Here is a 24,909-nt window from a genome sequence, read left to right as displayed (position 1 = left end):
AATTATGAAAAAAGTTGACTTTTTGGTCATAGGTTCTGGCGTAGCTGGTTTAAGTTATGCGCTAAAACTATCTGATTACTACACTGAACAACAAAAAGATATTCAGATATTGGTAGTAACCAAAGATGAGCCTTCAGAAAGCAATACTCAATATGCACAAGGCGGGATAGCAGCGGTTATTGATCCAGCAGATTCGTACGAAAAGCACATCCAAGATACTTTGGTAGCTGGTGCTCATCTATGTGATGAGTCTGTGGTTCGTATGGTCGTGGAAAAAGGACCGAAAAGAATCCAAGAACTAATAGACTGGGGAACTGACTTTGATAAAGATCGAAATGGTCGTTATGACCTAGCTAAAGAAGGAGGTCATTCTGATTACCGTATTCTTCATCATAAGGATATGACAGGACGTGAGATTCAAAGAGCATTGCTAGAAGAATTGAAATCTCGTCCTAACATTGAAGTTCAGCCCGATTATTTTGCTGTTGAAATTCTTACGCAGCACCATTTAGGAGAAAAAGTAACTCGAAGAAGAGAAGACACAACTTGTTACGGTGCTTACATTCTAAACAAATCAACTCAAGAAGTTGAAACTGTACTAGCCAAAGTTACTTTGATTGCATCTGGAGGTTTAGGACAAGTTTATTCGACAACAACCAATCCATCTGTAGCAACTGGGGATGGTATTGCGATGGTTTATCGTGCAAAAGGAGAAGTGAAAGGAATGGAGTTTGTTCAATTCCACCCAACTGCACTTTACAATCCTGGCGAAGAACCTGCATTTTTGATTACTGAAGCATTGAGAGGTGCTGGAGCTATTCTAAGAAATAAGCGAGGAGTTTCTTTCATGGAAAAATACGATGAAAGAGGTTCTTTAGCTCCGAGAGATATTGTAGCAAGAGCGATTGATGCCGAAATGAAAAAAGGAGGTTTTGATCATGTCTACTTGGACGCTACACACATAGATGAAAAAGAAATTCTAAATCATTTCCCTTCAATCTATGCGAAATGCATGACCTTGGGTATTGATATCAGAAAAGACTACATCCCTGTTTGTCCTGCAGCACATTATCTTTGTGGTGGAATTATAGTCGATAAAAAAGCGCAAACAACAATTAATAATCTATTGGCGGCAGGAGAGTGTACACACACAGGCTTGCATGGTGCAAATAGATTGGCATCTAATTCTCTTTTGGAAGCAGTAGTCTATGCAAATGAAGCATTCAAAACAGCCGTTGAACTAGAAAAGACAGCTGATTTTGAAGAAAATATTCCTATTTGGGATAAAGAGGGTACAAGACAAGCTGAAGAGATGGTTTTGATATCTCAAAGCCGTACCGAGGTTCGATCAATCATGAGTAACTATGTCGGAATTGTGCGTTCTAACGAAAGATTGAAAAGAGCTTACACTCGATTAGGGCTGATTTATCAAGAAACGGAAAGCCTTTTCAAGATAACAGAAGTGTCTGCTCCAATTCTAGAATTACGTAATTTGATTAATGTCGCTTACCTTATTGTGAGTGCTGCACAAGAGCGAAAAGAAAATATAGGATTGCACTATTCGTTGGATTGTGAATCATCTAAAGTTTTTAGTTAAATAAATTCTGATGATTGAAAAGAAGGGGTGTGTATGTTTTAGCTTACATATCCCTTCTTTTTTTATTTAACAGCCAAGTGTACGTTTTTTCAGATGAATTTTTAAAAATTGGATTATTTTTTGATAAGTTTACAAAACGAATAAATATGAAAAGAGACAATATTTACTTTAAGCTATAAATAAAAAAGGCTTCATTAATAATGAAGCCCTTAGTCGAAAGTAAATATGAAAATGAAAAAACTTTAAAATATCTATATATACAATTTTGTATTTGTCATGTGTTATATGCAAAACTAAAACACTTTTGCCGATTCCCAAAGTTTTCAAAACTAAAATATGACTTTCTCTATCATTCTTTCATAAAAATGAATGACGAAAATCCTTTTTTGAAAATTAATTTTAGTTTTTTACTGTGTTACAGTGTTGCTTTAAACGGTATTCGGCTTTTTTATAATTTCCAAAAGAAGCTAACTCCCAAAACAGGCAAGCGTTAGATAAATCGTTTTTAGCTAGCCAATAATAATCCCCAATATAAAAATCCAGTTCGGGGTGATCATACCTTAGTTCTCTTGCCTTTTCGAAAGATTTCCAAGCATCTCTGTATTGCCTAAACCTTAGTTGAGCAATTCCCAAATTTAGGATGTATTCAAATTTATCTTTAACTAAAAATGTCAAAAAGCTGTATTCCTCAATAGCTCCTTGATAGTCATTTGTTTTATTGAGATAGAGATTCGCCAATTTTTCATGGACTTCAATATTTTCAGGCTCAAGTTCTAGCACAAATTTTAGTTCGTAAGCACAACTGACATAAGTTCCTAAAGCATAATACGCATCGGCTCGGAGTTGAAAGTATTCAGATTTGGGTTGTTTTGAAAAGCTAATTGCATTTTCCATGAAGTCTAACCCTCTTTCGTATTGATCAAACTCTTCGATTAGCATCTTTCCTATATAATAGTAGGTCTCCTCATTTTCTTCATCAAAATTCAACGATTCTTGGAGGTTGTACATAGCCTTTTGATAGTTATGTTGCTGGTAAGCTTCTATTCCATCATTGAAATAAGTTTGAGCCGAAAATCGGTTCATTACAGTCAGAAAGAATATTACTAATACGGCAATAACTGCAATGATAGAAAGTGCAATTCCTACGTCTTTGAATGTAGGATAGTACAGATTTGAGGAATAAGTATAATTCTCTTGTGAGTTCTGGCTTTGTTGCTGGCTCGTATTGCTTGAATTATTCTGATATTGATTGTAATTGTATTGTTTATATTCTGTATTAGAAGAGGAGTAAGACGATGTAAAACCATTTTTTAGGTTCTGATCATACCAATACCGTTTATCTTCGTCTGATAGTGTTTCGTAAGCATCCTTTATCTTGATAAACTCTTCCTCTGTATCCGAAGTACTAGTCTCATTTGTATCGGGATGAAATTGTTTAGCAAGCTTGAGATAAGCTTTACGAATATCCTTTTGACTTGCCGATTGTTCAATGCCTAGTATATCGTAATAGTTTTCCAAAATAATATCAGTTTGAAGAATATAACTAATTCACAAAAAATAGAATAATTCAATTCAGATAAACCTAAAGTATAAAATTCTTTTTGCCTAGCCTAATCAGTTAGATATGCGAATACCAATCTGTTTCATTAGTGTGAGGGCATTAAAGTTTTCGCACATGCCATCTTTTATCTTGTAGTCAAAGACAAGTTCATTTCCTTTTAAAGAACTCGTAAAGGAGTAATTTTGGATAAATGTATCATCTTCTAATCTTCCTAAACCAAGATCGTGAGTTGAGATAAATCCGCTTACTCCCGTATTTTTTAATTGCTTGATTAAGGCTTCAGCTCCAGCATGCCTATCTTCAGAGTTTGTTCCCTTCAACAATTCATCAAGCATAAAAATTAATGGTTCTTTATTGTTTTCAACAGATTCTAAGAGCATCTGAATTCTTCTTAATTCTGCATAAAAAGCTGAAACACTTTCTTCCAAATTATCTTCGGTTCGCATACTTGTAAAAATGCGAGAAGGAGAAATAATCATACTTTTAGCACAAACAGGTGCGCCCATAAATGCTAAAACCATATTGATGCCACAAGTTCTCAAAAAGGTACTTTTTCCAGACATATTTGAGCCTGTAATGAGTGCCAATTGTCCTTCTTTGTTGAAGTTGAAATTATTGTGAACGCGCTTTTCTGCTATAATTAAAGGATGGCCTAATTCTTCAGACTCAAAAATGTAGGCTTGATCACTAATTTTAGGAAAATGGAATTTAGGATTTGCAAATGAAAAAGCGGCGATACTGTTGTTAGCCTCAAAGTTGGCAATAACATCAATCCATTCTGATATTTTGAATTGATAATTTTTGACCCAAGTTGAAGCACTATAAAGGTTATGAACATCAATCAGAAATAAAATATTCAGAATCCAGTAAAAGTTGTTGGTTCGGCTTTCAAAACGGTAAGCAATTTTATTGAGACTTTGAATAGCAGGTAAGGCATTTCCTTCAACTAGAAGATTTTTTGAAGCAATTAATTTTGAATGTTTAAATTCTTGATTGACGATCAGTTCAAATTGCGCATTGTAGGTTGCCAAGAGTGATGAGTTTTTAGCCAGAGCATTAGTCGTTTGGGTAATAACCTCATGGTATTTATAGATGAGTACACCATTGATTAGAATAGGTAAAAACAATAAGGTAATAGGCGTATAATCTAATAACCAAAATGCAATAGCAGCCAAAGAAAGTGCACCACAGAGCCATGCAATAGCCCGAATTGAGCTTGGTACGGTATGATTAACTTTTAAATAGTCTATGATATTGGACTCATTTCCTTTGTGTTTTTGATGGAAATGCTCTGAAAGTGCTTCAAATTGTGTTCTCCAATCAACCAAAGAACTTAGCTCTTCAACTATTTCTTGCTTAATGATGATGTCAGATTTATCTAATCTGTTTTTCATCCAATGCCCGAGTAAAGCTCTTCCTTTTTGAGTGACGGTGTGATTAATGAGTTGGAATAGAGAAGAATGCTCTCCGAAAAGGTCTAAATCTGAGGAGTACGGATGATCTCTTTCTAAAAATTCATTTCCACCATCCAGTTGATTAAACTTCCCCTCTAGTTTATCAAATTCCTTCTGAAAGATATTTATTGAAATTTCATGGATAGATTCTTGAAACTTTATTCTTTTATGAAGAATGACAAGTGGGATGAAAAAGCCCAAACTAAGGGCAATGCTAATTAGTAAAAAAATCGTTTCACGTTGGTTGGCAAAATAAACAATACTTAAGACACCTAAGACTGCTACAATTCCTCTTACTAAAGCGATTGTTTTCGACTTATTTTTTAGTGTCTGTAATTTTGATTGATGTAAACTGATTTTCTCTAAAAAAAGATCCTTCATGCCTTATTGATTTTTAATTAAGTAAAAATACAACTTTTAAGGCATGAAGGATAGTGAATATGAAAGCTCTGCGTTATTCTCGACTAGAACTTATTCATTTTTGTATACATCAATATAAATTTTCTCAAATAGGTGATAGTATTCATTACTTTCAAGCAACTGAATTCCTATGATAACCCATGCATTTCCCTCTTCATCTGTAATGAATTTATTAAATGTATAAGTTCCTTCTACCCAGCTCCAAGATAAGTTGTAGTTTTCTTTGAAGTTTGTATTGACTGGAAGGTTAGAGAAATTTTTGCTGTCAATCTCTAAATCTTTGAATTTATGAACGCCTTCTGAATCAGTTGTAGTTTCTGGTTCAATTGTTAGGGCATCCCATTTAAAATAGACTTGTCCGTATAAAGGTGTTTCACCAATGTAGCCATGACAAAATTCACCTCTGATAGAGGCTTTATATTCTGCGTTAGGATTAAGTGCAGTTCCATCATCTAAAGTAGAAATCTTACGAGCAACAAATAGGTATGGTTTTCTTTCCAAATCTTCTGAATCAGGAATAGAGTCAAAGTTAAATAGCGTACCCATATGGACTTTACCTGCAATATTGCTGCTTTGTAGCATTCTATTTTGAGCAATGTAAATCCCTAAATCTTGCATTTCTTCATCAGAAACTCCAACAACTCCTGTTTGCCAAGCTGGATCTGATAGGTTAGCTTCTACAGTTCCTATTTTATCAGGAAGCGTACTTGATAAATCTTCTAGACAAGAGGTAAAAATAAATAGTAGTGCGAAAGGTAGTAACCAAGTCTTTTGCATCTGTGAAAGTGTTTAGTTTTATAAAAATGAATGTGTCGTAGTAATGACACTTACTAGGTCTGCAAAAGTTGGAATGAGAAGTGAAAGAAATTGTAAAGAAATGTGATTAGGAAAGAAATAAACCGTGACCAATAAAAAAAGTCATTATTCAAGTAAATGAATAATGACTTTTTAGTGTACCTGGGGCGGGAATCGAACCCGCACGGTATTGCTACCACTGGATTTTGAATCCAGCGCGTCTACCAGTTCCGCCACCCAGGCATATGGCTCATGCAGATTGTTTTTTCAAACTTTCGTAACATGAGGTTGCAAAGATAAATAATTCAGATGTAAAGAAAAAAACTTATTTGGCTATTTTTTTCAATTAACTTGCTTTCATTCGAAAACTACAAAAGACAAAGTTCTGAATTGTATAGAATGGTGTTTTGTGATTAACTATTTTACATTCCAATTTTTGGAAGGAATCGTGGACGAGATTGGTCAAAGATTCTTCTGTGTACTGTTTTACGATGACACCACTACACATTCTAGGCCCTTCTTCAGTGAATGTACCTATCACTAAATTTCCGTCTTCAGTTAGTCCTTTTCGAATAGAATTTAAGTAGTGATTGATTTCATCTTCTTCTAACAAGAAATGAAAAGTAGCCCTATCGTGCCAAAGATCATACTTTTCTGTAGGCTCAAATTCAGCAATGTCGGCAATAATCCATTTTACATTCTGAGCTTTAGCCCCTAATCTTTTTTGTGTACGCAGAATAGCTGTTTCAGAAATGTCTAAAACAGTTATATCTGTAAAACCTTGTTCAAGTAAATGGTCAACTAAATAGCTTTCACCTCCTCCAATATCAATTATTTTGGCTGTTTTGGGCAAGTCTAGTTTATTGATGATATCTAATGAAGTTGAAGGTGTTTTTTGATACCAGCTCACTTCATGAGTTTGTTTCTCTTGATAAACGTTATCCCAATACTGTTTTTTATCGATACCAATCATAGCTTTTCGGTTGTAATGAGTGTATAAATCTATAAATGTTGCGTTTGTTTCTCTTTCAGTGATTTTAAATGCAAATAATACTTTATAGAGTTATTCAAGATCACGAGTTATGAAAGAGTAAATGTATGGGCCGATTTACAGAAGGAAGAAATATCCTTTGGCATTGACATTTATAACTTTGACAAGTGTAAAAGAACGATGGACAATAAAAGGCTTATATTTTTTGTACTTTGTCTATCTCATATATAGAAATACAATCAAATATGCAGAGAAGTATATGATTTTTAATGTTTAAAACTGGATGATAGTGTGGTGTTTTACCTTTTCTATTATTCTTTAAATGAGATTACGCTTTTCAAATTCATGTTTTAAATCTACCTTTTCAGCTAAGTGAATTGTTTGAAAACCTAATTTTTGAGCAGCTTCAATGTTATCTTTATTATCATCGATAAAAAGTGATTCTTCAGCATTTATATTATACCTGGAGAGTAGAATCTGATAAATTTTAGGGTTAGGTTTTATAACTTTCTCTTCGCCAGAAACAACAATACCTTCTAATTCTTTAAAAAATGGGTAATCGTGAAAAACCAATGGAAATGTCTCTGCTGACCAGTTAGTAAGCCCAAAGAGCCTGTAATTCTCTTTAACTAGAGGAATAAGGCTTGTATTCTTTTTTATTTCTCCGGCAATCATCTTAATCCAATTTGTATGATACAGTTTTATTTCTTTTTTATACTGAGGGAATTTCGGGAGCAACTCAGCTACACCATCACTGAAAGACTTGCCTTCATCAAGTGTCGCATTCCATTCTAGTGTACAAACTTCAGTCAGAAAATATTCCATTTCATCGGTGTCATTGAAGATGTCTTTGTACAGGTATCTCGGATCCCAATCCATTACTACACCTCCAAAATCGAATATTATATTCTTGATTTCCATAAAATATAGGGGTAAGCTGGTTTTCAATAATTGATTTTTGAAACAGGTAACATATTATCCCCTTCAATTAAGAAAAACAAGAATTTTGATCAACAGCTCAGAGATGTAAGTAAAGTTAAAATATGGTTTACTGATTTTCAGTCAACTATTAACTATGACTCTGCTTAGAGTTTACAGATGTTTGTTTTTGTTCATATTTGGTGTCCTCAGATTCATGTTATTGTAAATTTTGAGCTACTTCTTTGTAATAAATAGCTTATACTTTTGCAGTGTAATCATAAGATAAGAAGTGAAGTAAATCAGAGAAGCTGTATTTTATAGACTATTGGCTAAGGAAAGCATTTTTTCGTTCGTGATTTTTTAGTGCGCTTTTTAAGCACAGCTTCAATATTTCAAGCTAAGGCTAAAACCAAAAATATTGTAATCTAATCTATCTAAATAATTATTGTGACCAAGTTAAAGGCACTTTTCAGTAATCGTTAGAGAGCAATTTTCTCTAAAATTGTATTGTATAACATAGGTGTTAATTGAGCTACTTAATGACCAAATTGAAGTAGTATTTTATATGTGATATAAGTGACCAATTTTTTTAACTGATCTAAAACGCTACTTGATGCCAAGTAGCGTTTTTTATATTTTTAGTCTTTTAATCTTATTAATTCTCCATTCACAATTACAGCATCAAGCTTCATGTTTTTAGCTGACTTAATGGCTTCCTTACCTGTATGTACAATAGGTTCACCACCAGCATTGAAAGAAGTATTGATAAGTGCTTTTACACCATGATTTTTATATAGGAAGCTTAAAAGATCAAACATAAAAGGGTTCTCATCTTTATGGTTTATAGCTTGAATTCTAGCAGTATTGTTGGTATGTGTAACACCTGCTAAATCTGCTCTAAATTCTTCCTTAATCGGAAAATCAAGAAGCATGTATTTTGACAATTCATGAACATCTTGATCTGTGACTTTTTGAGCTACGGATGCTAACATAATAGGAGCGATAGGTCTGTACCATTCTCTACCTTTACATTCTTCACTTACTTTTTTAGCTATCTCAGTACTATTAGGTAATGCTATGATACTTCTATTGCCTAGGGCTCTTGGACCAATTTCTCCATGACCATTACAAATCCCTACAATACCTTCTTGCATGATAATTTGAGCAAGTTCTTGAATCGTATTTTCGTTGTATGAAAGCTCTTTTTCTTTTTTCAGCCCTAAAGAATTAAGATATGGAGAATGATTCTCGACTTTTCCATGCTTTTTGAACTCTAAAAGCGAAGCAGCTCCCAAACTTAATCCACTGTCATTGCAACACGGTGGAATAAATACATCTTGGAATTGTTGTTCTGATACTAATCTTGAATTGGCTACAATATTAAGAGCAGAACCTCCCGAATAATATAAATAATCGGTGTTGGTATCCTTTTGTAGTCTATAAATATTTTCTAGTAAAACCTCTTCAAAAATACCTTGAAAAGTAGCAGCAATATTTTGGAAAAAGGCTTCTTTCATATCAAAATTAGCCAATGATAAACCAAAATGTTGATTTATACTTCGGAGTAATTCTTTGGGTTTATTCCAATAGTCTTTGAAGTAATCATGCTGATGGAGCCATTGCGCTATTTTTTCATCATACTGTCCTAAAGCTGCGTAGCCCATTAGCTTTCCCGGAATACTACAATGGTCACCTCTTTGTGTTTCCATCAGAGCAAAAACCAATGGGTTGTCGTTGAAAAAGCGAGAAAGAAAACCAAGTTTCCAATGCGCTTCCAATAGTTTGAACTTTCCATTTTTGAATTGAAAAGCAGAAAAGTTGCTTAAACTAGCTCCACCATCAAAATGAATGAGGAGGCTATTTTCTTTAAATTCACCATAAAAAGGTAAACAAGAACCCAAATGAGCTAACTCTTGCGAGCAATTCCATGAAGGGATTTCCCATCCTTTCCATTTCTTTGTTTCGAACCAGCCAAAAGCTTCTTCCAAATCAGTGGCAAGTTCTTTCGTTCTGTTGGCTTCAAAACGGATACGTCCACTTTTAGAGATAAAGGCATTTCCAGCAAATGAATTTACACTTACAAAATCAAATTGAGAGGGTAAGTCCAATACCTTTCGATCGATTAATTCTTCTAAGAAAAGGTCTAATCGGTTGTCATATTTGAACCTGCTATATCTTTCTAACTGAAGATATTCCAAGACCTTTCCATTCTCCATAAGACAGAGGTTATGATCATGTGTAAAACTTGCTCTACCATAATCGTTTCTGTCCTTTATTCCATAAATCGCTAAGGTTGGTCTTGCCATCGTCAAATATTTGTAAGTCTGTAAATGCTATAAAGGCACAAAAATAGCTAAAAGTTTTTGAGAGAAATGAAATACATTCTCCGAATCAACATTCGTTAGAGAATAGCAGGTTCAATACACAGTTTTGCACTTTATTTTTGGGAATACATGATTTTAAAACATCAACATTTCGATCTACTTCAGAAAACGGTCTTGGAAAGAATGGTTTTCAACCCTCCTTTGAAAGCGAACGGCTCAATGCATGATGAAGCCTGTTTTTTATATGTAGTGAATGGGAATTCTACTTTGTATGGACCAACAAAAAAAGATAGTCTTCAGACAAATGAAGGAGTAGTGATGAAATGTGGAAGCTACTTAAATTCTTGGTCTAAAAATGAAAATGATAGCCCATCAGAGGCGGTGGCTATTCATTTTTATCCAGAGGTTTTAAAGCATGTATATCAAGATAAAATTCCAGATTTTCTAGTTCAAAAAAAGCCTCAAACGTCTAAAAATGTTGAAAAAGTACAGATTGATCAAATGATTAAAACTTTTGTAGATAGTCTTCTTTTCTATTTTGAGAATCCGTCTTTGATCAATGAAGAACTGATTATTCTTAAGGTAAAAGAGTTGATACTTCTTTTAGTAAATACAGATAACTCGGATAGGATTCGTTCTATTTTACAAGATTTATTTAATCCAGAAGAATATCAGTTTAAAGACATTATTCAGACCAACCTGTTTGAAGATCTATCTATTGATGATTTGGCCGTATTAACCAGTATGAGTGTCTCTTCATTTAAAAGGAAGTTTAAAGAGGTATTTGATGATAGTCCTGCACATTATATAAAAAGTAGAAGGTTGGAGAAGGCAGCGGAGTTGCTTCTCATATCTCAATCGAGAGTGACAGATATCTGTTATGATTGTGGATTTAGTGATATCGGACATTTCTCAAAATCCTTTGCTGCTAAATATGGGAAATCACCTTCAGAGTATCGAGAAAAACAGTTGAGCTAAATTGACCACTTTTTGAGCTGATTACCCAAAGCTTTGAGATCAAGATCGAACAACTTTGTAATGTTACCAATAACTAATACTCATTATGAAAACATTATTCAGAAGTTCGATTATCATTTTACTAAGCTTGATTACAACTAATGTTATGGCTCAGAAAAAAGTGAAAACCTTGTCTCTTTCTAAAGTAATTGACTTTCCTGCGCAGAAGCTTTGGCAAATAGTAGGAGAGGATTATGGTTCAGTAGCATATTCTCATCCAAGAATTATAGACTCAGACTATGTAAATGGTTCTTTGAAAGCCGAAGAAGGAGCTGAAAGAGTATGCTATTTTAACGATAGTCATTCACAGTTTCTAAAAGAGAAAATTGTGAATTATAATCCTGAAGAAATGAGTTTTACGAATCAAGTTTTTCAGGCAGGGAAATTTCCAGTTGATCCAGAATATACCAAAGGAGTATATAGAATTGAAGATTTGGGAAATGGGCAATCGAAAATGCATTTTGATATGCAGTTTAGGACAAAGCCTGCAATCATGGGCGCTTTGATGAAAGGTTCATTTAAAAAGCTGATTGAAGATTATTTTATAGCTCTAGAGTATCACATAAAAACAGGTGAAAAAGTAACAAAAGAGAATTTCAAGTCTATAAAGAAAAAAGTAGAGAGTGGGATTTTAAATAAGAGCGTTGAGAATACATCTGCAAAGAAATAAGTAGAGATGAAGTCCTTTTTCTGACTGAAAAGGGACTTTTATTCTTTTATGGCTAAAAGAGAAATACTTTTTACACCATAAGTTTTTGAGGCATTGATAGCTGATTCCGAGATGAATTTATATTTAGGGTTCTTTTTGAACTCGATGAGCTTCAAATCTGCATTTTGGATCAGACGCTTGTATTGGTCTTCTTGCATAGCACCACCTATACAAGCAGCCCAAAGTGTGGAGTTACAAGTGATTTGGTTTGGCATTTGAACTTCTGTCACAATATCAGAAATGGCTAAACGTCCTCCTTTTTTCAGCACTCTTGCAGCCTCGTGAAATACAGCTAACTTTTGAGAGGATAAATTGATCACACCATTACTGATAACGACATCAAACTCTGAGGCTTCAAAAGGTAGCTCTTCAATGTAAGACTTCATGAAAGTAACATTATGAATCTTGTTTTTTTCAGCTAGGTGTATTGATTTTTCAAGTTGTTCATCGGTCATGTCCACACCTTCTACCATACCTTTATCCCCAACTTTTTTAGCAGTATAGAATAAGTCCATACCAGAGCCACATCCTAAATCTAATACCTTTTCTCCTTTTTTGATTTTAGCTAAACCAAAATGATAACCAACTCCTGCAAATGAGTCAATTGCTTCTTGAGGAATCTTAGCAAGTTCTGCTTTAGCATAGCCCAGTTTAACCGCAAGGTCATAGCCCATTTCAAAGTGATATTCTCCTTTAGGGTTTTGAGCAACGTCTTTGTACATCGCCTTTACTTTATCTTCTACTTTTTGCGGGTCTACTGCTGTCTTATGCTTTGATTCCATATATGCCTTTTTAGTTAAAAATGAGAGCTAGTCTTTCTTCTCTAACAAAAGGCTTGATTTATGAGTTTTATATAGAAAAAGACCTAAGTAGTATAATCGTTATACAACTTAGGTCTTTTTTACCTTTAAATATTTATAGGAATTAGGGATGATTACACGTTTTCACCTAGATGTTTCTGAGATAAAAAGGCTTCTGCATGTTCTATGATTCCAGAGCTTTCATATTTTAAGATCTGGTGTTTTACCATAGAATAATCAACCTCAGAAGGGACTTTCATTGCAAAATATTGATCATTCAGAACCTCATACTCGCAATCTAATGCTTCAAATTCGTCACAGATCATTTCGATATCTAAACCTTCCAATACAATAACGACCAATACAATAGAATTACCAGAGTGCTTAGTTGTATTTTTATAAATATAAGAATCTAATTCGCTATCATATTCTGCAAAAAATTCGTCGTCTGTAGCTATGAGTGGCCCGTAAAAAGGAATACTTTCTAGCTTGAAAATACCTGAATTTTCATCTACTTTTTGAGCCAACAAAGTCTCTTCTACTACCTTGTTTAGTATCGCACTGTGATATTTAAAAAGTATTTTCTCGCAAGTATTATCCTGTGTGATCATCTCGGTCTTAGCAGTTTTATAGCTAGGGGTGTATAGCTCTTAATCGATAGTAATTATACAGTTCATTGAAGGCTATCCTCAATTGAGGGACAATAGTCTTCAATTCATTCTTAATTTAAAAATAAATATTAAAATAATTTTATTTCTGTTAAGATAACAATGTGAACACAATACATAAAGCACTAAGCTAGCTTGCTAACATTCTGCAGCCTAGAGTTTCAGCTAATAATGACATGATTGAGCGAATTGACCACTTTTTAAAAGTCTTTTCTCCGATCTTACAATTCACCCTGTTCAAATCACAGTACCTTTGTAAAGTCAATTAGGTCAAATACATTTTATGTATTAGTATCTGGAATAATGAATTTTGTTTGTGTATAAGTATTGTTTGATTTTTTGTGTGTGAGGTCTGTTCAATTCAACTTTTTACAAAACAATGTTTGCTTGTTAGTAGCGCATATACATGTATTGTAGATGTGTAAGTCGAAAGGTGTGGAAACGGTCGTCTCATTTGAGACGACCTTTTTTTGTTTCTTTTATTTTAGCCTTTATTAAATATTAGCTAACAGCCTTGTATGTCCACACATTTGACTTTTTTTTACAACTATCATCTCCTTTTTTACAACAGCCAAACATGCATCATCTATTACTTTTGTAAAGTCGTAATTAACCCACATCAGAGTATAAGCTTTGCAGTGCTTTATTCTGATCATGAGATACTTCTATTGATTTTTTGTTACACCATCACTTTTTGTCAATAGGTTTCTCTCATGATTTTTTTTCTTCAATTCTGTGTTTGTGATATAACTTTCTATTATTTCTGATAAAGTGTCTAGATATTTGTTATTAGATAAATAACTACTAAGAAAGAATGACAAATCAACAGATTCCTTCTCCATGTTTTGTAGTTGAAGAGCAAAGTTTGCTCAACAATTTGAAGGTTTTAGATATGGTACAAAAAGCGAGTGGTGCTAAAATCATCTTAGCACTAAAAGGCTTTGCTATGTACAAGACTTTTCCTTTGGTAAAACCGTTTTTAGCAGGAGCAACGGCAAGTTCATTGAATGAAGCAAAACTTGCATCTCAAGAGTTTGGGAAAGAAGTTCATGTTTACTGCCCTGCGTACATTCCTAACGAAATGGATGAATTGATTCGGATGGGAAATCACATTACGTTCAACTCATTATCACAATGGGAACTGTACAAGGATAAAGTGAAAGAAGTTGGAATTGAGGCTGCATTGAGAATAAACCCAGAATACTCTGAAGTAACAACGGACCTTTACAATCCTGCAGTGAAAGGTTCTCGATTGGGGGTCAGAAGTGAGCTAATCGGAGATACCCTTCCAGAGGGAATTAGTGGTTTGCATTTCCATACCCTTTGTGAGAATGATGCAGAGGTACTTGAGCGTACACTAGAAGCAGTTGAAGAACGTTTTGGGCATTTGTTACACCAAGCCAAATGGGTGAATTTTGGTGGGGGACATGCCATCACTCGTAAAGGATATAATATTGAATTGCTGATTCAGTTGATTCAGAATATCAAAACCAACTATAATGTAGATGTAATCCTAGAACCAGGTAGTGCCGTTGGTTGGGAAACAGGTTTCTTGAAATCTACAGTTTTAGATGTAGTGGATTCTGAAGGTGTGAAAACCTTGATGATAGATTCCTCTTTTGCGGCACACATGCCAGACTGTTTGGAAATGCCTTACAAACCTAGAGTGAGAGGCGAAAACCCTGATGGAGAATTTGAATATAATATAGGAGGAATGACTTGCCTTGCAGGTGATTTTATAGGCGGATTCAAATTTGATAAAGAAATTAAAGCTGGAGATACCATCATTTTTGAAGATATGATCCATTACACTATGGTGAAAACAACCACTTTCAATGGTGTAAACCTTCCATCTATCGGAATGCTAAAGACTGATGGTTCATTTGAACTATTCAAGTCTTATGGCTATGAAGAGTTTATAAGCAGAATCTAATTATAATCTTATCTTTTTTAAAACAGTCTAGTTTATCATTGTCAGGTGAACTAGGCTGTTTTGTTTTTATAAAAATCTGATTTGGAACTTCTTCTTTTAGAATTCAAGTTTTATTAGCACTCATAAACTGAACTGTGATTTAGATTTAATTCTCATGCCCAAAGTTTCTTTTGAAGAAGGTAAAAGTAGGTTGGAAACACTTCATGGTGTACTCGGAGGTAGAATTACTCCTAATCGTTTATTTCTATCTTCTAAAGAAGCAAAAGGAATGGTTTTTAAATATGATTTGGAAGAGGGATTAGGGATTGAATGTGGTCAAGTGATTCTGAATGAAGATTATACGTTCTTTCACCCTCCGCAAGATCGGTCACATGAGTTACGTGTCTTATTTTGGCTATCTAACATCTCAATTCAATTTGAAGATTGGAAGCGGTTTGATATTACAGAGCCAATCAATATTACTCATTCAGCCGATATGAGTTATTCAATTACTTTACCAAAGAAAAAGCAATTCTCGTATATCGAACTCTGTTTAGAAAAATCATGGTTTTTGGAAAACTTTGATGCAGTCGTACAAAAAATGCCAAACTTGAAAGCTGAGTTTGACCCAAAGAAAACTAAGAACTTTTTTGTACGCCCCTTTCCCCCGCTAATGCAAAGAGAATTACTACGCTACTTGACAACAGAACTTTTGGAGGAAACAAAACTATTATTTCTAAAAGGAGGAGCTTATATGTTGCTGTCTGTCGCAGTAGATCATGGACTCCGATTTCCTAAAAAGGCAGGGGCAGGAGCTGACTTATTTTCAGATATGGAAATACAGCAAAAGCTTCAATCTGTACTGCAGTATATCGATGATCAAATCCATGAAAAGTTAACACTTGAAGAAATTGCGAAAGAATTTGCATTGAGTAAGAGTTCTTTACAGCGAGCTTTTAAAAGTAACTTAGGAGAGTCTATCTATGACTACATTTTGAAAGAACGCATCCGAAAAGTAAAAGTACAACTACAAGATCATCGAATACACATCAGTGAAATAGCAATAAACTGTGGATTTCATTCGGTATCTCATCTGAGTGCAACTTTCAAAAAGAGAGTGGGACTTTCGCCCCAAAATTACCGTAATCTTCTAAAGTCTCACCGAAAGATTTAAAGCCTTCATTGCCTCTCTCTAGAAATCTTACTGCAACAAGTTATTTTCTAATTTACCAGCATATTGATCTCCTTGTTCTTTTTGTTCTCTACGGGCATTTCTTAAAATGAAACGCACATCTGATAATTTCTGACAAACCGCTTCCCAAACCGTACTACTCATCTGCGTATCGGGGTCTTTGTCTTTATAATAGGATTGAAAATCTCTTTGTTGGTAGAAAACAGGAAAAAGCATAAGATTAGTAGATTTACTAACCCTGTCTTTATAGAAGTAAGTGAATGAGTGACCAGAGTGCAACCATAAGTAATTTGTGAAAATATTTCGGTCATGGCTTTTCCGTCCTTCGGTTCGTACCAAAGTGACATCAACATCATAATCTCTTTTCAAGTTTTTCTTGATTTCGGCTTCCAAATAAGGTTTGAAGCGATCTAGTTGATCAGCAAAATCAACTGAAATAATCATGAGGTCAAATACCTTTTCCTTAAGTTTTAATGGGAGTAAAGCATCTAACATCGGGAGTAAGTTGTATTCAATTTCTTCTTTCCTTTTCACGATGTAATTATCCATGATAATCATGGCATTGGCAGGGTGACGAAAACGCTCTAGCTGACTCCAACTCATCAAACGTTTGACCGCCTTTTCATCTTTGGTGATATTGTAAAGTGACCAATTAAATAGAAATCCCGCTTTTTCACGAATACGCTCGGGGTTTAAGAACATCAGGCCATACTTGTCTTCTAGCTCTATACAAGCTTTTTTATCTTCATGCGTCAAGAATAAAAGGTAAGAAGGTTTTCTATTTCTGACTTGTTCAATGTTTCCCATAATCCCTTCCTTACAACGCAATGCAGCACCGCCCGAACTCGCATTTTTCATGAGTTTCATAAGGTAAGGATTCGTTTTTGAGAGTTTAATCAGATTTTCGGGTTGAGTATCTACATAAATATCAGATTGTTTACCGATAAAAGTATAAAACTCCATCCAAGCTCTATTCCACTCCAAAGCATCATCCTCATCGTCAAAAATAAGGTCATCGGGTTTAGGTCTTGTTTTGAAGAATTTTAGCAATGTATCCAACTCACAAAAGGTGATTATCTTTTCCATATGATCTCCTAATTCTTTGTGTAGGATTAGAACAATATTGAGAGTCTAATCCTCCAGTTCTTCAGTTTAGTGTATTCTTCGAGTTTAAGGCTCGATTAGCTAGAAATCATCGTGTTCGTCTTGCCCCATTTGAAAGAGTTCAATCGAAATATTATCCGCTTCATCATAAAAACCTGTTCCAAATGATTTATCGAGTTCCCCACTTTCTTTGATATGCAATCGTTCTACTTGCTGTGCTTCTTCGGGTATTTTCTCAGGGTTGTACAAATAATAAATAGTGATGGTATCTAAAGGAACTTGCTTTTTGGCAACCCAATATTGAAGCTTTCTGATGAGGTATTCTGAATGTGTTTCAATCAGAAAACTTGTGTTAAACCGATTGTAGCCATCTATTAAAAGGTCTGCCAACATCGATTGAAGTTTGGGGTGCAAGTTGGTTTCGGGTTCTTCAATCAGTAGACTCGGTTCTTTTCGTAAGCCTATTTTGAGCAGAATTGGAAGAAGTTGAGAAATTCCGTAACCAAGAGAAGCTAGGTCAAGTTGATGTCCTCTTTTATCAGTGATGATGACATCGTGTGCAATTCCTTTAATCGTGTTGACTTCGATTTCATGACCAATTCCAAACTCACGAATCCATTTGGTAACAAAGTCCTTTGCATGATCATCTGCATTTTTCCCATAATCGAAAAGAAGTTTACTCAAAACGCTTTCGTCGGTATGCAAAATGATTCGCTGTGTGTTACCTCTATGGGCTTCGAGCAAACCGAAATTGAAACAACTACCAATGCCATCTAAGATTTGTTGCAAGCCTTTCAAGGCCAATTCAAGTGCTGAATCTAGATCGTCAAAAATGACATCTTCCACAGATACTTGATATAACTCTGCCCATTCTTCTTGTGAAAAAAGGACTTGAGGAGTAATTAGAAGTTGCTCGTATGATGTTTCTGGAAACTTTCGCTTGAGAATATCTATGTCTTCAGAATTGAATAGAGGAAGATCTTTCAACAAAAAACCTATCGATGTAAATTTGATTTCATTGTTTTCGTCCAATTCTGGGAGGAAATGTGACATATTTCCTTTTACATATTCATTGACACTCATCAAGTTTTCCTCAAATTCGGTGAGGTAAGAGTTGACTCTACTTCCGAGTAAGAGTAGGAATTTTTTATGAATCAGCTCACTGAGTTGCTTCATGCAAGGATGTCTTTCTTTAAGAAAAGGGACTTTTTCAAGTAATTTTTTCTCGTCTACAATGAAAGCACTTCGTTCTGGTCGGTTTGTGATTTTACGTACACCGTACTGATGAAGGTGCTCAAAATCATAGAATGAAGTGAAAATAGGTGCATCACCTTCGGTTTTTAAGTATTCTTGATGTCTTCTTCCTAAGTAATAACTATTTCCATCTTGCCCTAAAATATGTTGAAGTCTACAATTACTTAATGGCGTATAGAGTAATTTGAGGTTGTCAGTATAACGTTCTTTAAACCATACAATAACATCTTTTAGCTTTGCTGTTCTGCCATCGTAAACGAAACGCACATAAATATTTTCTGTAACGTCTATTCCTTCAGGTTGATAAGCATATCTCAAATCAGCTTCTTCAAGTCCGTAAATGTCTTGGAGTAGCTTAGGTACTTCTAAACTTTCAGACTTCATCCATTCATTGAATGCACCTTTCAAATCATTAATTTCTTTGTATGAATGATTTTTAAGGATTTCTTCCCAAGTGTGTAGTTGTTTTCGCTCGGTTTCATTCAATGGACATTTATCATCTGTTCGATCACATTTAAGCAGTTCACCAAATGTAATTGCTTTTTGCAGTGATGATAGCTGATACTTTTTGTACCAATAATTTTTAAGTAAAACAGCAAAATAGCCTTGATTCGGATGTGTGAATGTTTGTTCGGGCATTTCCCAAGTAACATCGTTTTTTTTGAGCCAAGCTGTAATTGAAAATAAGTCTGTGAAAAGCTCTTCAATATTTTCAGTCGTGATTTTGACTTGGTAAGCGATCTGAGGAAGAAGTTTAAGATACCTTTTCAGCGTGAAACGATGTTCGTACTGAAAATCTTCTGGTAGACTTTTAATAAAACGATATAGTTTTCTTGCCGTCTGACGAAAATGATGTTCGAGAAAAAACATCCAATTTTTCCAATTATATATTTTCAGAAGGCTCGGGAAGTCTTTTACATCCGTCAATTCTGAGAGCTTGATGACGATTACTTTTCCGCCAAGTTCAAAATTTGGGAAAGGTCTGTGCGCATCGGGAGAAACCTCTACTTCAAAAGCAAGGTTACTTTCTTCATCGGAGTCGAAATGCATGGAAGATTTCAAATTCCCAAGATTATGATAATGTCCTCTGAAATCTAACTCTCGAAGTCCGTTTTTTTGCCCATTATCTTGAAGTAGGAGTAAAGCTTTGAAAAGAGAGCTTTTACCAGAGCTATTGGTTCCTGTAAGCACAGTGATAGGACTAAATTGGAAGTGCGTTCGTTCTTTGAAAACTCTGAAGTTTTCAAGACTCAATCCTCGGATCTTTCCCATACGAAATTCGTTTTTAGTAGCAAAAATTAGGTTCTGAGTTTGGGATGAGTATTCTTTCTCTTTCTCACTTTTCTTGACAATCCTCCTTTCTGATTCGGATTTTCAGCCTTATTTCAAACTAAACTCATATACTAATAACACATTTTGAACTTATTCGTTAATTCCGTCTTCCTTTTTATTAAAATTTTAATATCACAGCAAGAAAATTCTATTAAATTTGCCACCATGAAAAATCTGATTGAAGAACTCAAGTGGAGAGGCATGCTTCACGATGTCATGCCTGGTACAGAGGAACAGTTAGAGAAAGAAATGACGACTGCTTATGTGGGTTTTGACCCGACAGCAGATTCTTTGCATATTGGACACCTTGTATCTGTAATGTTGCTGAATCATTTGCAACGTGCAGGTCACAAGCCGTTGGCGGTAATTGGTGGTGCGACAGGTATGATCGGTGACCCTTCTTTTAAGTCTGCCGAGCGTGTATTACTTGACGAGGAATCTATCCAGCACAATATTGCAGGGATGAAGAAGCAGTTGGAGAAATTCTTGGACTTTGACTGTGGAGATAACTCTGCCGAATTGTTGAACAACTATGACTGGTTCAAAGATTTCAGTTTCATTGACTTTGTCCGTGAAGCTGGAAAGCATATTTCTGTGAATTATATGATGTCAAAAGACTCTGTAAAACGCCGTTTAGAAGGTGATTCAGGGCTTTCATTCACAGAATTTACGTATCAGTTGTTACAAGGGTGGGATTTCTATCATTTGTATGAAACGAAAAACTGTCGTTTGCAACTAGGTGGTTCTGACCAGTGGGGTAACATTGTTACTGGTACAGAATTTATCCGCCGTAAAGCAAGAGGTACTGCTTTTGCTGCTACTTGTCCGTTGATTACTAAAGCTGACGGTACAAAGTTCGGTAAAACGGAAAGTGGTGCAGTATGGCTAGACCCTGAAAAAACTTCTCCTTACCAATTCTATCAGTTCTGGTTGAATGTAGGTGATGAGGATGCTAAAAAATATATCAAAATCTTTACGTTCAAGTCTTTCGAAGAAATCGAGGCATTGATTGCTGAACACGATCAAGCTCCTCATTTAAGAGTTCTTCAAAAAGCATTGGCTGAAGATATCACCGTACGAGTACACAGCCAAGAAGACTTGGATATGGCTATTAAAGCTTCTTCAATTCTTTTCGGTAAAAGTGTGACTGAAGATTTGAAAGCACTTGATGAGCGTACATTGCTTCAAGTATTTGAAGGTGTTCCTCAAGTTGAGATTACAAAAACTGCACTTGATGAAGCTGCTACTGTGGCAGATCTTTTATCTACAGTGACTGAAAATGTGATCTTCAAATCTAAAGGAGAAGCTACCCGTATGATTAAAGGTGGTGGAGTAAGTATCAACAAAGAGAAGTTGGCAGATCCTGCAGCAGCCGTTTCTTCAGAGCTTCTTCAAGGAAAATACTTGCTTGCTCAAAAAGGAAAGAAAAACTACTTCTTGATTAAAGTGGTTTAATTTTTCTTTGTGAGAAAGAAAATGAGGCTCTCTAACTCAGTGTTAGAGAGCCTTTTTATTTTTAAATGAAGATGTACACTTTGTTAATAGATTTCCTTCGAAATAACTCAAACTAACTGAAGACTTTCCCTTTTGATCGCTTGATCTCTAACGCAATTTTTAGTAAATAGAATATTCAGAAGGTCAGTAACAAGCCTTCATAACTATCCTATATATCCTTTTTAATAATTTATTTTTTGTAAGAAGCTCTGCTGGAGCCAATTAAACCAACTAAATTTTATGAGTCATTTTGATAATCTGCACGATGCAGATCGAGGGTTCAATTCCTTTAACGGAGATGATATCTCTACAAAGGTTATTGGACTTGAGCAAGAAGGGATTCAGATGCTCTCTCAAATTACTTCTAGGTTGTACCAAGAGGTTGAGTCTTTTGCAGCATCTGGTGATGAAAAAGAATTGAATGATTCCCCGTTCAAAGACAAAATTCTCCTCAACCAAGAGAATGGTCAAGCCCTTTCACATCCTAATCAAAAGTTTCTAAATCCTTTAATGAGATCCATTTCTCATAGTGAAACATCATTATTATTCTTCTTAATGCCCGCAGAATTAGCAGGTCAATTGAGTGTCCAAGTTGCTGAATATGCAAAACAGAGAAGTTGCATGAGTTTGGTGATGCTATTTACAACTGAGACGGATGAAAAATTAGCTGCTGAAGCTATGCAAGAAGGTGTATTACATTGTAGAGGTACTTTTCATGGAATTATTCCTTTTTCAATTGCCGATATTCCTCAGAATATCAGAAAGCTGAATAATCATTTAGGCTTTACATTGTCAAACTTAATGCATCAGAGTATTAAGAATATTCTGAAAGTAGTTTGTACTGAGGGGGTAATAAATGTTGATTTGGAAGATATCTTAGATGTGACAGCGTACCCTAATAATCTTCTGAATGTATTTAGTACAGCAACAAAGGGAAAGGAAAGAGCGAATGAAGCATTGCTAAATTGTGCAAGCTACTTCAATCAACTTCCAAGCTCACTTCACACTTTAGAATACATGATCTTATACTTGACGGTATCTGATTTAGACCATTTTGATATGGAAGAATTGGATGTCTTAACAGATGGTTTTAGAGAATGTACAGGGAAAGATACCAATGTTATTTTTGGGGTCAGCACCGATGGAAATTTTGAATCTGATGAGCTTGAGGTTACTGTTTTCTTATCAAGAAGCACAGAACCTAAAATTATTGAGGAAAAGATTATAAAAACACCAATTGAAGGACTAAAAATAGATCGACTAGGTAGTGATTTACTTTCTTATGACCGAAGACAGTTTAGCTCTCAAGAGGAGGTTTATGAGGATATTCTTGATAAAGTTAAAAAGTTTCTGAATGACCAATAAATAATTCTTCAATTGAATTGATCTCAAACTCTTCCTAAAATAAGGAAGAGTTTTTTTTATGCTATAATTTGACAAAGTAGCTTACATGACAATTACATATAGCTACAATTCTTTCTAAAGCTGCTTATATTTAGTAGCGTACAAATTAAAAATTGACCCTACTTTCTTCAGATATGAATTCTCATTTCAAGGCTATTATATTCGGTGGAATACTCTATTTACTTTCTAATTTTTCTTTTGCTCAAGCTCGATTCTCTTTAGGTATTCATGGAGGAGTTACTGGTGTGAGTTTGGCGAATGTCGAAGATTTTGAAAGTCAAAATAAAGTAGGCAGTATGATTGGGGGCTTTTTTAGGGTTGGAAACAGGTTCTATTTAGAGTCTGGCTTTGACTATTATAAAAATGAGACGACTTACGAAGACCCGATGCGTCAGCTGAAAACAGATTTAAAGTTTTCATCCATAAATGTTCCTATCCTTCTAGGATTCAAACTTGCGAATGGCGATAGTTTCAATTTCAGGATATTTGCTGGAGGTAGTATCCACAATATTCGGGATTTAGAAGACAATGATTTTTTTGATGAAGATGATCTTCAATCTACTTATGGAATGCTAAATATAGGTTTAGGAGCTGACATTTGGAGATTCACGCTCGACTTTAAATTTGAGCAAGCTTTTGATGACTTCTTTGAATTTCAGTCTGTGAACCTTGACGGAAAACTTATCAGATTTACAGGAACAATTGGTTTCTTGTTTATCAAATAATTGTGCTAATTTCCTTTTATAAATACATAGCTATTTTTAGGTTGGTTCTTCTTAATTCTGCGTCCTTCGTACATTAGGTAGAATATTGCAGCAATGTTGGCAAATCCTGCGATGTAGAAAGATGTAGAAAGGAAGTTGATGTCATTTTTATAAATCCAACCAGAACCAAATGCACCCATACCTATTCCAATTTCAAGTGCTAAATACATGGTAGCTAAAGCCCTACTTTTGTATTTCGGATTACTTACATCTATTGTCCAAGCAATGATTGTAGGTGAACCAAGCCCAAAGCCCAAACCAAATAGGATTGCACCAAAATAGAAGTAGAATGCAGTGGTTGCTGAACCTATCACGAACATTGATATTGATAGAATAATAACTGAAATTAGCATAATAGGAACTCGTCCATAAATATCGGATGCTTTTCCTAAAAGTAATCTCACAATAACTGTTGCTCCTGTGTAATAGGCATAAAACATCCCTTTATTACTTTCACCAAGATGAACGCTGAAGTCTGGTATGAGCGTGAAGACTACCCCTGAACCTAGCGTGATAAGTATCATTACTAGAGCAGGAGGTAAAGCTTTCACTTCAACAATTTCATCCGATTTTATTTTTAATAAACCCCATCTGAAAGGTTCTTTTTCTTTTAAGGTTTCCTCTAATCCAAAAAGGATAACTACAGAAAGTAAGGATAAAACAGATGAAGAATAGAAAAGAATATCTAAGCTGTAAAGTTCTTTGATTGGAGTACTAATGGCAGGCCCGACACCCATTCCTAAACTACTGAAGAACCCGAAAAGTCCCATCGCTTCACCTCGTCTGTCAGCAGGAATAATATCTGCTAAAAAAGCGGAGGTACCAGTTGGTTTAAAGCCTGTTGAGAATCCGTGAATAAATCTTAGTAGCAATAGAAAAAATACACTGGAGGCAAGGGGATAAAGTAAAGCGCAAAAAGCACTGACAAATACCCCAAAAACCATAACAGGAACTCTTCCAATCGTATCTGAAAGCTTTCCACTGAAAGGCCTAGAAATACCTGCCATAAGGGTAAAAAGTGCTATGATCAAACCTTTATACTCCCCGCCATTCATTGTATCTAGATAAGCAGGAAGTTCTGGAATAATCATATTAAAGCTCGTAAAAAAAAGAAATGTACTTAAGCATAACAACCAAAATGGTAGTGTATATATATCCTCTTTTTTCAATTCTCCTATCATAAAGTACTTTTCTTC

The 24,909-nt window shown here is 34.9% G+C and carries 19 protein-coding genes and 1 tRNA gene; 8 read left to right on the top strand and 12 right to left on the bottom strand.

What is annotated here, in order from left to right; all coding sequences use genetic code 11:
- Positions 1-4 precede the first annotated feature (4 nt).
- Positions 5-1,597, top strand: a complete 1,593-nt coding sequence (gene nadB / locus BC781_RS08970; RefSeq protein ID WP_109616902.1) for an L-aspartate oxidase — start codon at positions 5-7, stop codon at positions 1,595-1,597.
- A 399-nt stretch (positions 1,598-1,996) separates the two neighbouring features.
- On the opposite strand, the gene BC781_RS08965 is transcribed toward nadB, so the two are convergent.
- From BC781_RS08965 to BC781_RS08935, 7 genes are all read right to left on the bottom strand, one after another.
- Positions 1,997-3,115: a DnaJ domain-containing protein gene (locus BC781_RS08965; protein WP_158281429.1), complete on the bottom strand. Its 1,119-nt coding sequence runs from the start codon at positions 3,113-3,115 to the stop codon at positions 1,997-1,999.
- 96 nt (positions 3,116-3,211) lie between these two features.
- Positions 3,212-4,993 carry a MutS-related protein gene (locus tag BC781_RS08960; RefSeq protein WP_109616900.1) on the bottom strand — a complete coding sequence of 594 codons (1,782 nt, stop codon included), beginning with the start codon at positions 4,991-4,993 and terminating at the stop codon, positions 3,212-3,214.
- A 90-nt stretch (positions 4,994-5,083) separates the two neighbouring features.
- Complete coding sequence (locus tag BC781_RS08955; RefSeq protein ID WP_109616899.1) at positions 5,084-5,809, bottom strand: hypothetical protein; 726 nt, start codon at positions 5,807-5,809, stop codon at positions 5,084-5,086.
- Positions 5,810-5,986: 177 nt separating this feature from the next.
- Positions 5,987-6,070: transfer RNA gene (locus tag BC781_RS08950), tRNA-Leu, on the bottom strand.
- Between the two features lie 103 nt (positions 6,071-6,173).
- Complete coding sequence (locus tag BC781_RS08945) at positions 6,174-6,800, bottom strand: class I SAM-dependent methyltransferase (RefSeq protein WP_109616898.1); 627 nt, start codon at positions 6,798-6,800, stop codon at positions 6,174-6,176.
- Positions 6,801-7,136: 336 nt separating this feature from the next.
- Complete coding sequence (locus BC781_RS08940; protein ID WP_109616897.1) at positions 7,137-7,739, bottom strand: HAD family hydrolase; 603 nt, start codon at positions 7,737-7,739, stop codon at positions 7,137-7,139.
- A gap of 638 nt (positions 7,740-8,377) precedes the next feature.
- Positions 8,378-10,045, bottom strand: a complete 1,668-nt coding sequence (locus tag BC781_RS08935) for a carbamoyltransferase C-terminal domain-containing protein (protein ID WP_109616896.1) — start codon at positions 10,043-10,045, stop codon at positions 8,378-8,380.
- A 147-nt stretch (positions 10,046-10,192) separates the two neighbouring features.
- Here BC781_RS08935 and BC781_RS08930 point away from each other — a divergent pair, with 147 nt between their 5' ends.
- Both BC781_RS08930 and BC781_RS08925 read left to right on the top strand, forming a co-directional pair.
- Positions 10,193-11,041, top strand: a complete 849-nt coding sequence (locus tag BC781_RS08930; RefSeq protein WP_109616895.1) for a helix-turn-helix domain-containing protein — start codon at positions 10,193-10,195, stop codon at positions 11,039-11,041.
- Between the two features lie 85 nt (positions 11,042-11,126).
- Positions 11,127-11,750 carry an SRPBCC family protein gene (locus BC781_RS08925; RefSeq protein ID WP_109616894.1) on the top strand — a complete coding sequence of 208 codons (624 nt, stop codon included), beginning with the start codon at positions 11,127-11,129 and terminating at the stop codon, positions 11,748-11,750.
- Between the two features lie 38 nt (positions 11,751-11,788).
- Here BC781_RS08925 and BC781_RS08920 read toward each other — a convergent pair whose 3' ends face one another.
- Together BC781_RS08920 and BC781_RS08915 are read right to left on the bottom strand one after the other, a co-directional pair.
- The gene (locus tag BC781_RS08920; protein WP_109616893.1) at positions 11,789-12,571 is read right to left on the bottom strand and encodes a methyltransferase domain-containing protein; all 783 of its coding nucleotides are present in this window, start codon (positions 12,569-12,571) and stop codon (positions 11,789-11,791) included.
- A 152-nt stretch (positions 12,572-12,723) separates the two neighbouring features.
- Positions 12,724-13,200, bottom strand: a complete 477-nt coding sequence (locus BC781_RS08915; RefSeq protein ID WP_109616892.1) for a DUF4265 domain-containing protein — start codon at positions 13,198-13,200, stop codon at positions 12,724-12,726.
- A gap of 871 nt (positions 13,201-14,071) precedes the next feature.
- Between BC781_RS08915 and nspC the strand changes: the two genes are divergently transcribed.
- Positions 14,072-15,190, top strand: coding sequence for a carboxynorspermidine decarboxylase (gene nspC / locus BC781_RS08910; protein ID WP_109616891.1), 1,119 nt, complete (start codon positions 14,072-14,074; stop codon positions 15,188-15,190).
- A gap of 154 nt (positions 15,191-15,344) precedes the next feature.
- On the top strand, positions 15,345-16,343 hold the full coding sequence (locus BC781_RS08905; protein ID WP_109616890.1) for a helix-turn-helix transcriptional regulator: 999 nt from the start codon (positions 15,345-15,347) through the stop codon (positions 16,341-16,343).
- Between the two features lie 27 nt (positions 16,344-16,370).
- On the opposite strand, the gene BC781_RS08900 is transcribed toward BC781_RS08905, so the two are convergent.
- The gene (locus BC781_RS08900) at positions 16,371-17,447 is read right to left on the bottom strand and encodes a hypothetical protein (protein ID WP_109616889.1); all 1,077 of its coding nucleotides are present in this window, start codon (positions 17,445-17,447) and stop codon (positions 16,371-16,373) included.
- Between the two features lie 99 nt (positions 17,448-17,546).
- The gene (locus tag BC781_RS08895) at positions 17,547-19,991 is read right to left on the bottom strand and encodes an AAA family ATPase (RefSeq protein ID WP_109616888.1); all 2,445 of its coding nucleotides are present in this window, start codon (positions 19,989-19,991) and stop codon (positions 17,547-17,549) included.
- A 225-nt stretch (positions 19,992-20,216) separates the two neighbouring features.
- Between BC781_RS08895 and tyrS the strand changes: the two genes are divergently transcribed.
- The 3 genes from tyrS to BC781_RS08880 all read left to right on the top strand — a co-directional run bounded on the left by tyrS (position 20,217) and on the right by BC781_RS08880 (position 23,674).
- Positions 20,217-21,506, top strand: coding sequence for a tyrosine--tRNA ligase (gene tyrS, locus BC781_RS08890; protein WP_109616887.1), 1,290 nt, complete (start codon positions 20,217-20,219; stop codon positions 21,504-21,506).
- 279 nt (positions 21,507-21,785) lie between these two features.
- On the top strand, positions 21,786-22,910 hold the full coding sequence (locus BC781_RS08885; RefSeq protein ID WP_109616886.1) for an FtsZ/tubulin family protein: 1,125 nt from the start codon (positions 21,786-21,788) through the stop codon (positions 22,908-22,910).
- 173 nt (positions 22,911-23,083) lie between these two features.
- Positions 23,084-23,674: an outer membrane beta-barrel protein gene (locus tag BC781_RS08880; protein ID WP_109616885.1), complete on the top strand. Its 591-nt coding sequence runs from the start codon at positions 23,084-23,086 to the stop codon at positions 23,672-23,674.
- A 5-nt stretch (positions 23,675-23,679) separates the two neighbouring features.
- Here the strand turns inward: BC781_RS08880 and BC781_RS08875 are convergent, their stop codons facing one another.
- On the bottom strand, positions 23,680-24,894 hold the full coding sequence (locus tag BC781_RS08875) for an MFS transporter (RefSeq protein ID WP_109616884.1): 1,215 nt from the start codon (positions 24,892-24,894) through the stop codon (positions 23,680-23,682).
- Positions 24,895-24,909: the final 15 nt, after the last annotated feature.

The sequence above is a fragment of the Sediminitomix flava genome, assembly GCF_003149185.1.
Classification (GTDB): domain Bacteria; phylum Bacteroidota; class Bacteroidia; order Cytophagales; family Flammeovirgaceae; genus Sediminitomix; species Sediminitomix flava.
The sequence above is the reverse complement of the archived record's forward strand: the minus strand, read 5'-3'. Positions and strand labels throughout refer to the sequence as shown.

What these genes read in the sequence shown, in the direction of transcription:
- BC781_RS08905 (WP_109616890.1), top strand. Translation starts at nt 15,345, where the DNA reads ATGCCCAAAGTTTCTTTTGAAGAAGGTAAAAGTAGGTTGGAAACACTT.
- BC781_RS08875 (WP_109616884.1), bottom strand. Translation starts at nt 24,894, where the DNA reads ATGATAGGAGAATTGAAAAAAGAGGATATATATACACTACCATTTTGG.
- BC781_RS08885 (WP_109616886.1), top strand. Translation starts at nt 21,786, where the DNA reads ATGAGTCATTTTGATAATCTGCACGATGCAGATCGAGGGTTCAATTCC.
- BC781_RS08935 (WP_109616896.1), bottom strand. Translation starts at nt 10,045, where the DNA reads ATGGCAAGACCAACCTTAGCGATTTATGGAATAAAGGACAGAAACGAT.
- BC781_RS08930 (WP_109616895.1), top strand. Translation starts at nt 10,193, where the DNA reads ATGATTTTAAAACATCAACATTTCGATCTACTTCAGAAAACGGTCTTG.
- BC781_RS08920 (WP_109616893.1), bottom strand. Translation starts at nt 12,571, where the DNA reads ATGGAATCAAAGCATAAGACAGCAGTAGACCCGCAAAAAGTAGAAGAT.
- BC781_RS08915 (WP_109616892.1), bottom strand. Translation starts at nt 13,200, where the DNA reads ATGATCACACAGGATAATACTTGCGAGAAAATACTTTTTAAATATCAC.
- nspC (WP_109616891.1), top strand. Translation starts at nt 14,072, where the DNA reads ATGACAAATCAACAGATTCCTTCTCCATGTTTTGTAGTTGAAGAGCAA.
- BC781_RS08955 (WP_109616899.1), bottom strand. Translation starts at nt 5,809, where the DNA reads ATGCAAAAGACTTGGTTACTACCTTTCGCACTACTATTTATTTTTACC.
- BC781_RS08960 (WP_109616900.1), bottom strand. Translation starts at nt 4,993, where the DNA reads ATGAAGGATCTTTTTTTAGAGAAAATCAGTTTACATCAATCAAAATTA.
- BC781_RS08900 (WP_109616889.1), bottom strand. Translation starts at nt 17,447, where the DNA reads ATGGAAAAGATAATCACCTTTTGTGAGTTGGATACATTGCTAAAATTC.
- BC781_RS08880 (WP_109616885.1), top strand. Translation starts at nt 23,084, where the DNA reads ATGAATTCTCATTTCAAGGCTATTATATTCGGTGGAATACTCTATTTA.
- tyrS (WP_109616887.1), top strand. Translation starts at nt 20,217, where the DNA reads ATGAAAAATCTGATTGAAGAACTCAAGTGGAGAGGCATGCTTCACGAT.
- nadB (WP_109616902.1), top strand. Translation starts at nt 5, where the DNA reads ATGAAAAAAGTTGACTTTTTGGTCATAGGTTCTGGCGTAGCTGGTTTA.
- BC781_RS08945 (WP_109616898.1), bottom strand. Translation starts at nt 6,800, where the DNA reads ATGATTGGTATCGATAAAAAACAGTATTGGGATAACGTTTATCAAGAG.
- BC781_RS08895 (WP_109616888.1), bottom strand. Translation starts at nt 19,991, where the DNA reads ATGGGAAAGATCCGAGGATTGAGTCTTGAAAACTTCAGAGTTTTCAAA.
- BC781_RS08940 (WP_109616897.1), bottom strand. Translation starts at nt 7,739, where the DNA reads ATGGAAATCAAGAATATAATATTCGATTTTGGAGGTGTAGTAATGGAT.
- BC781_RS08925 (WP_109616894.1), top strand. Translation starts at nt 11,127, where the DNA reads ATGAAAACATTATTCAGAAGTTCGATTATCATTTTACTAAGCTTGATT.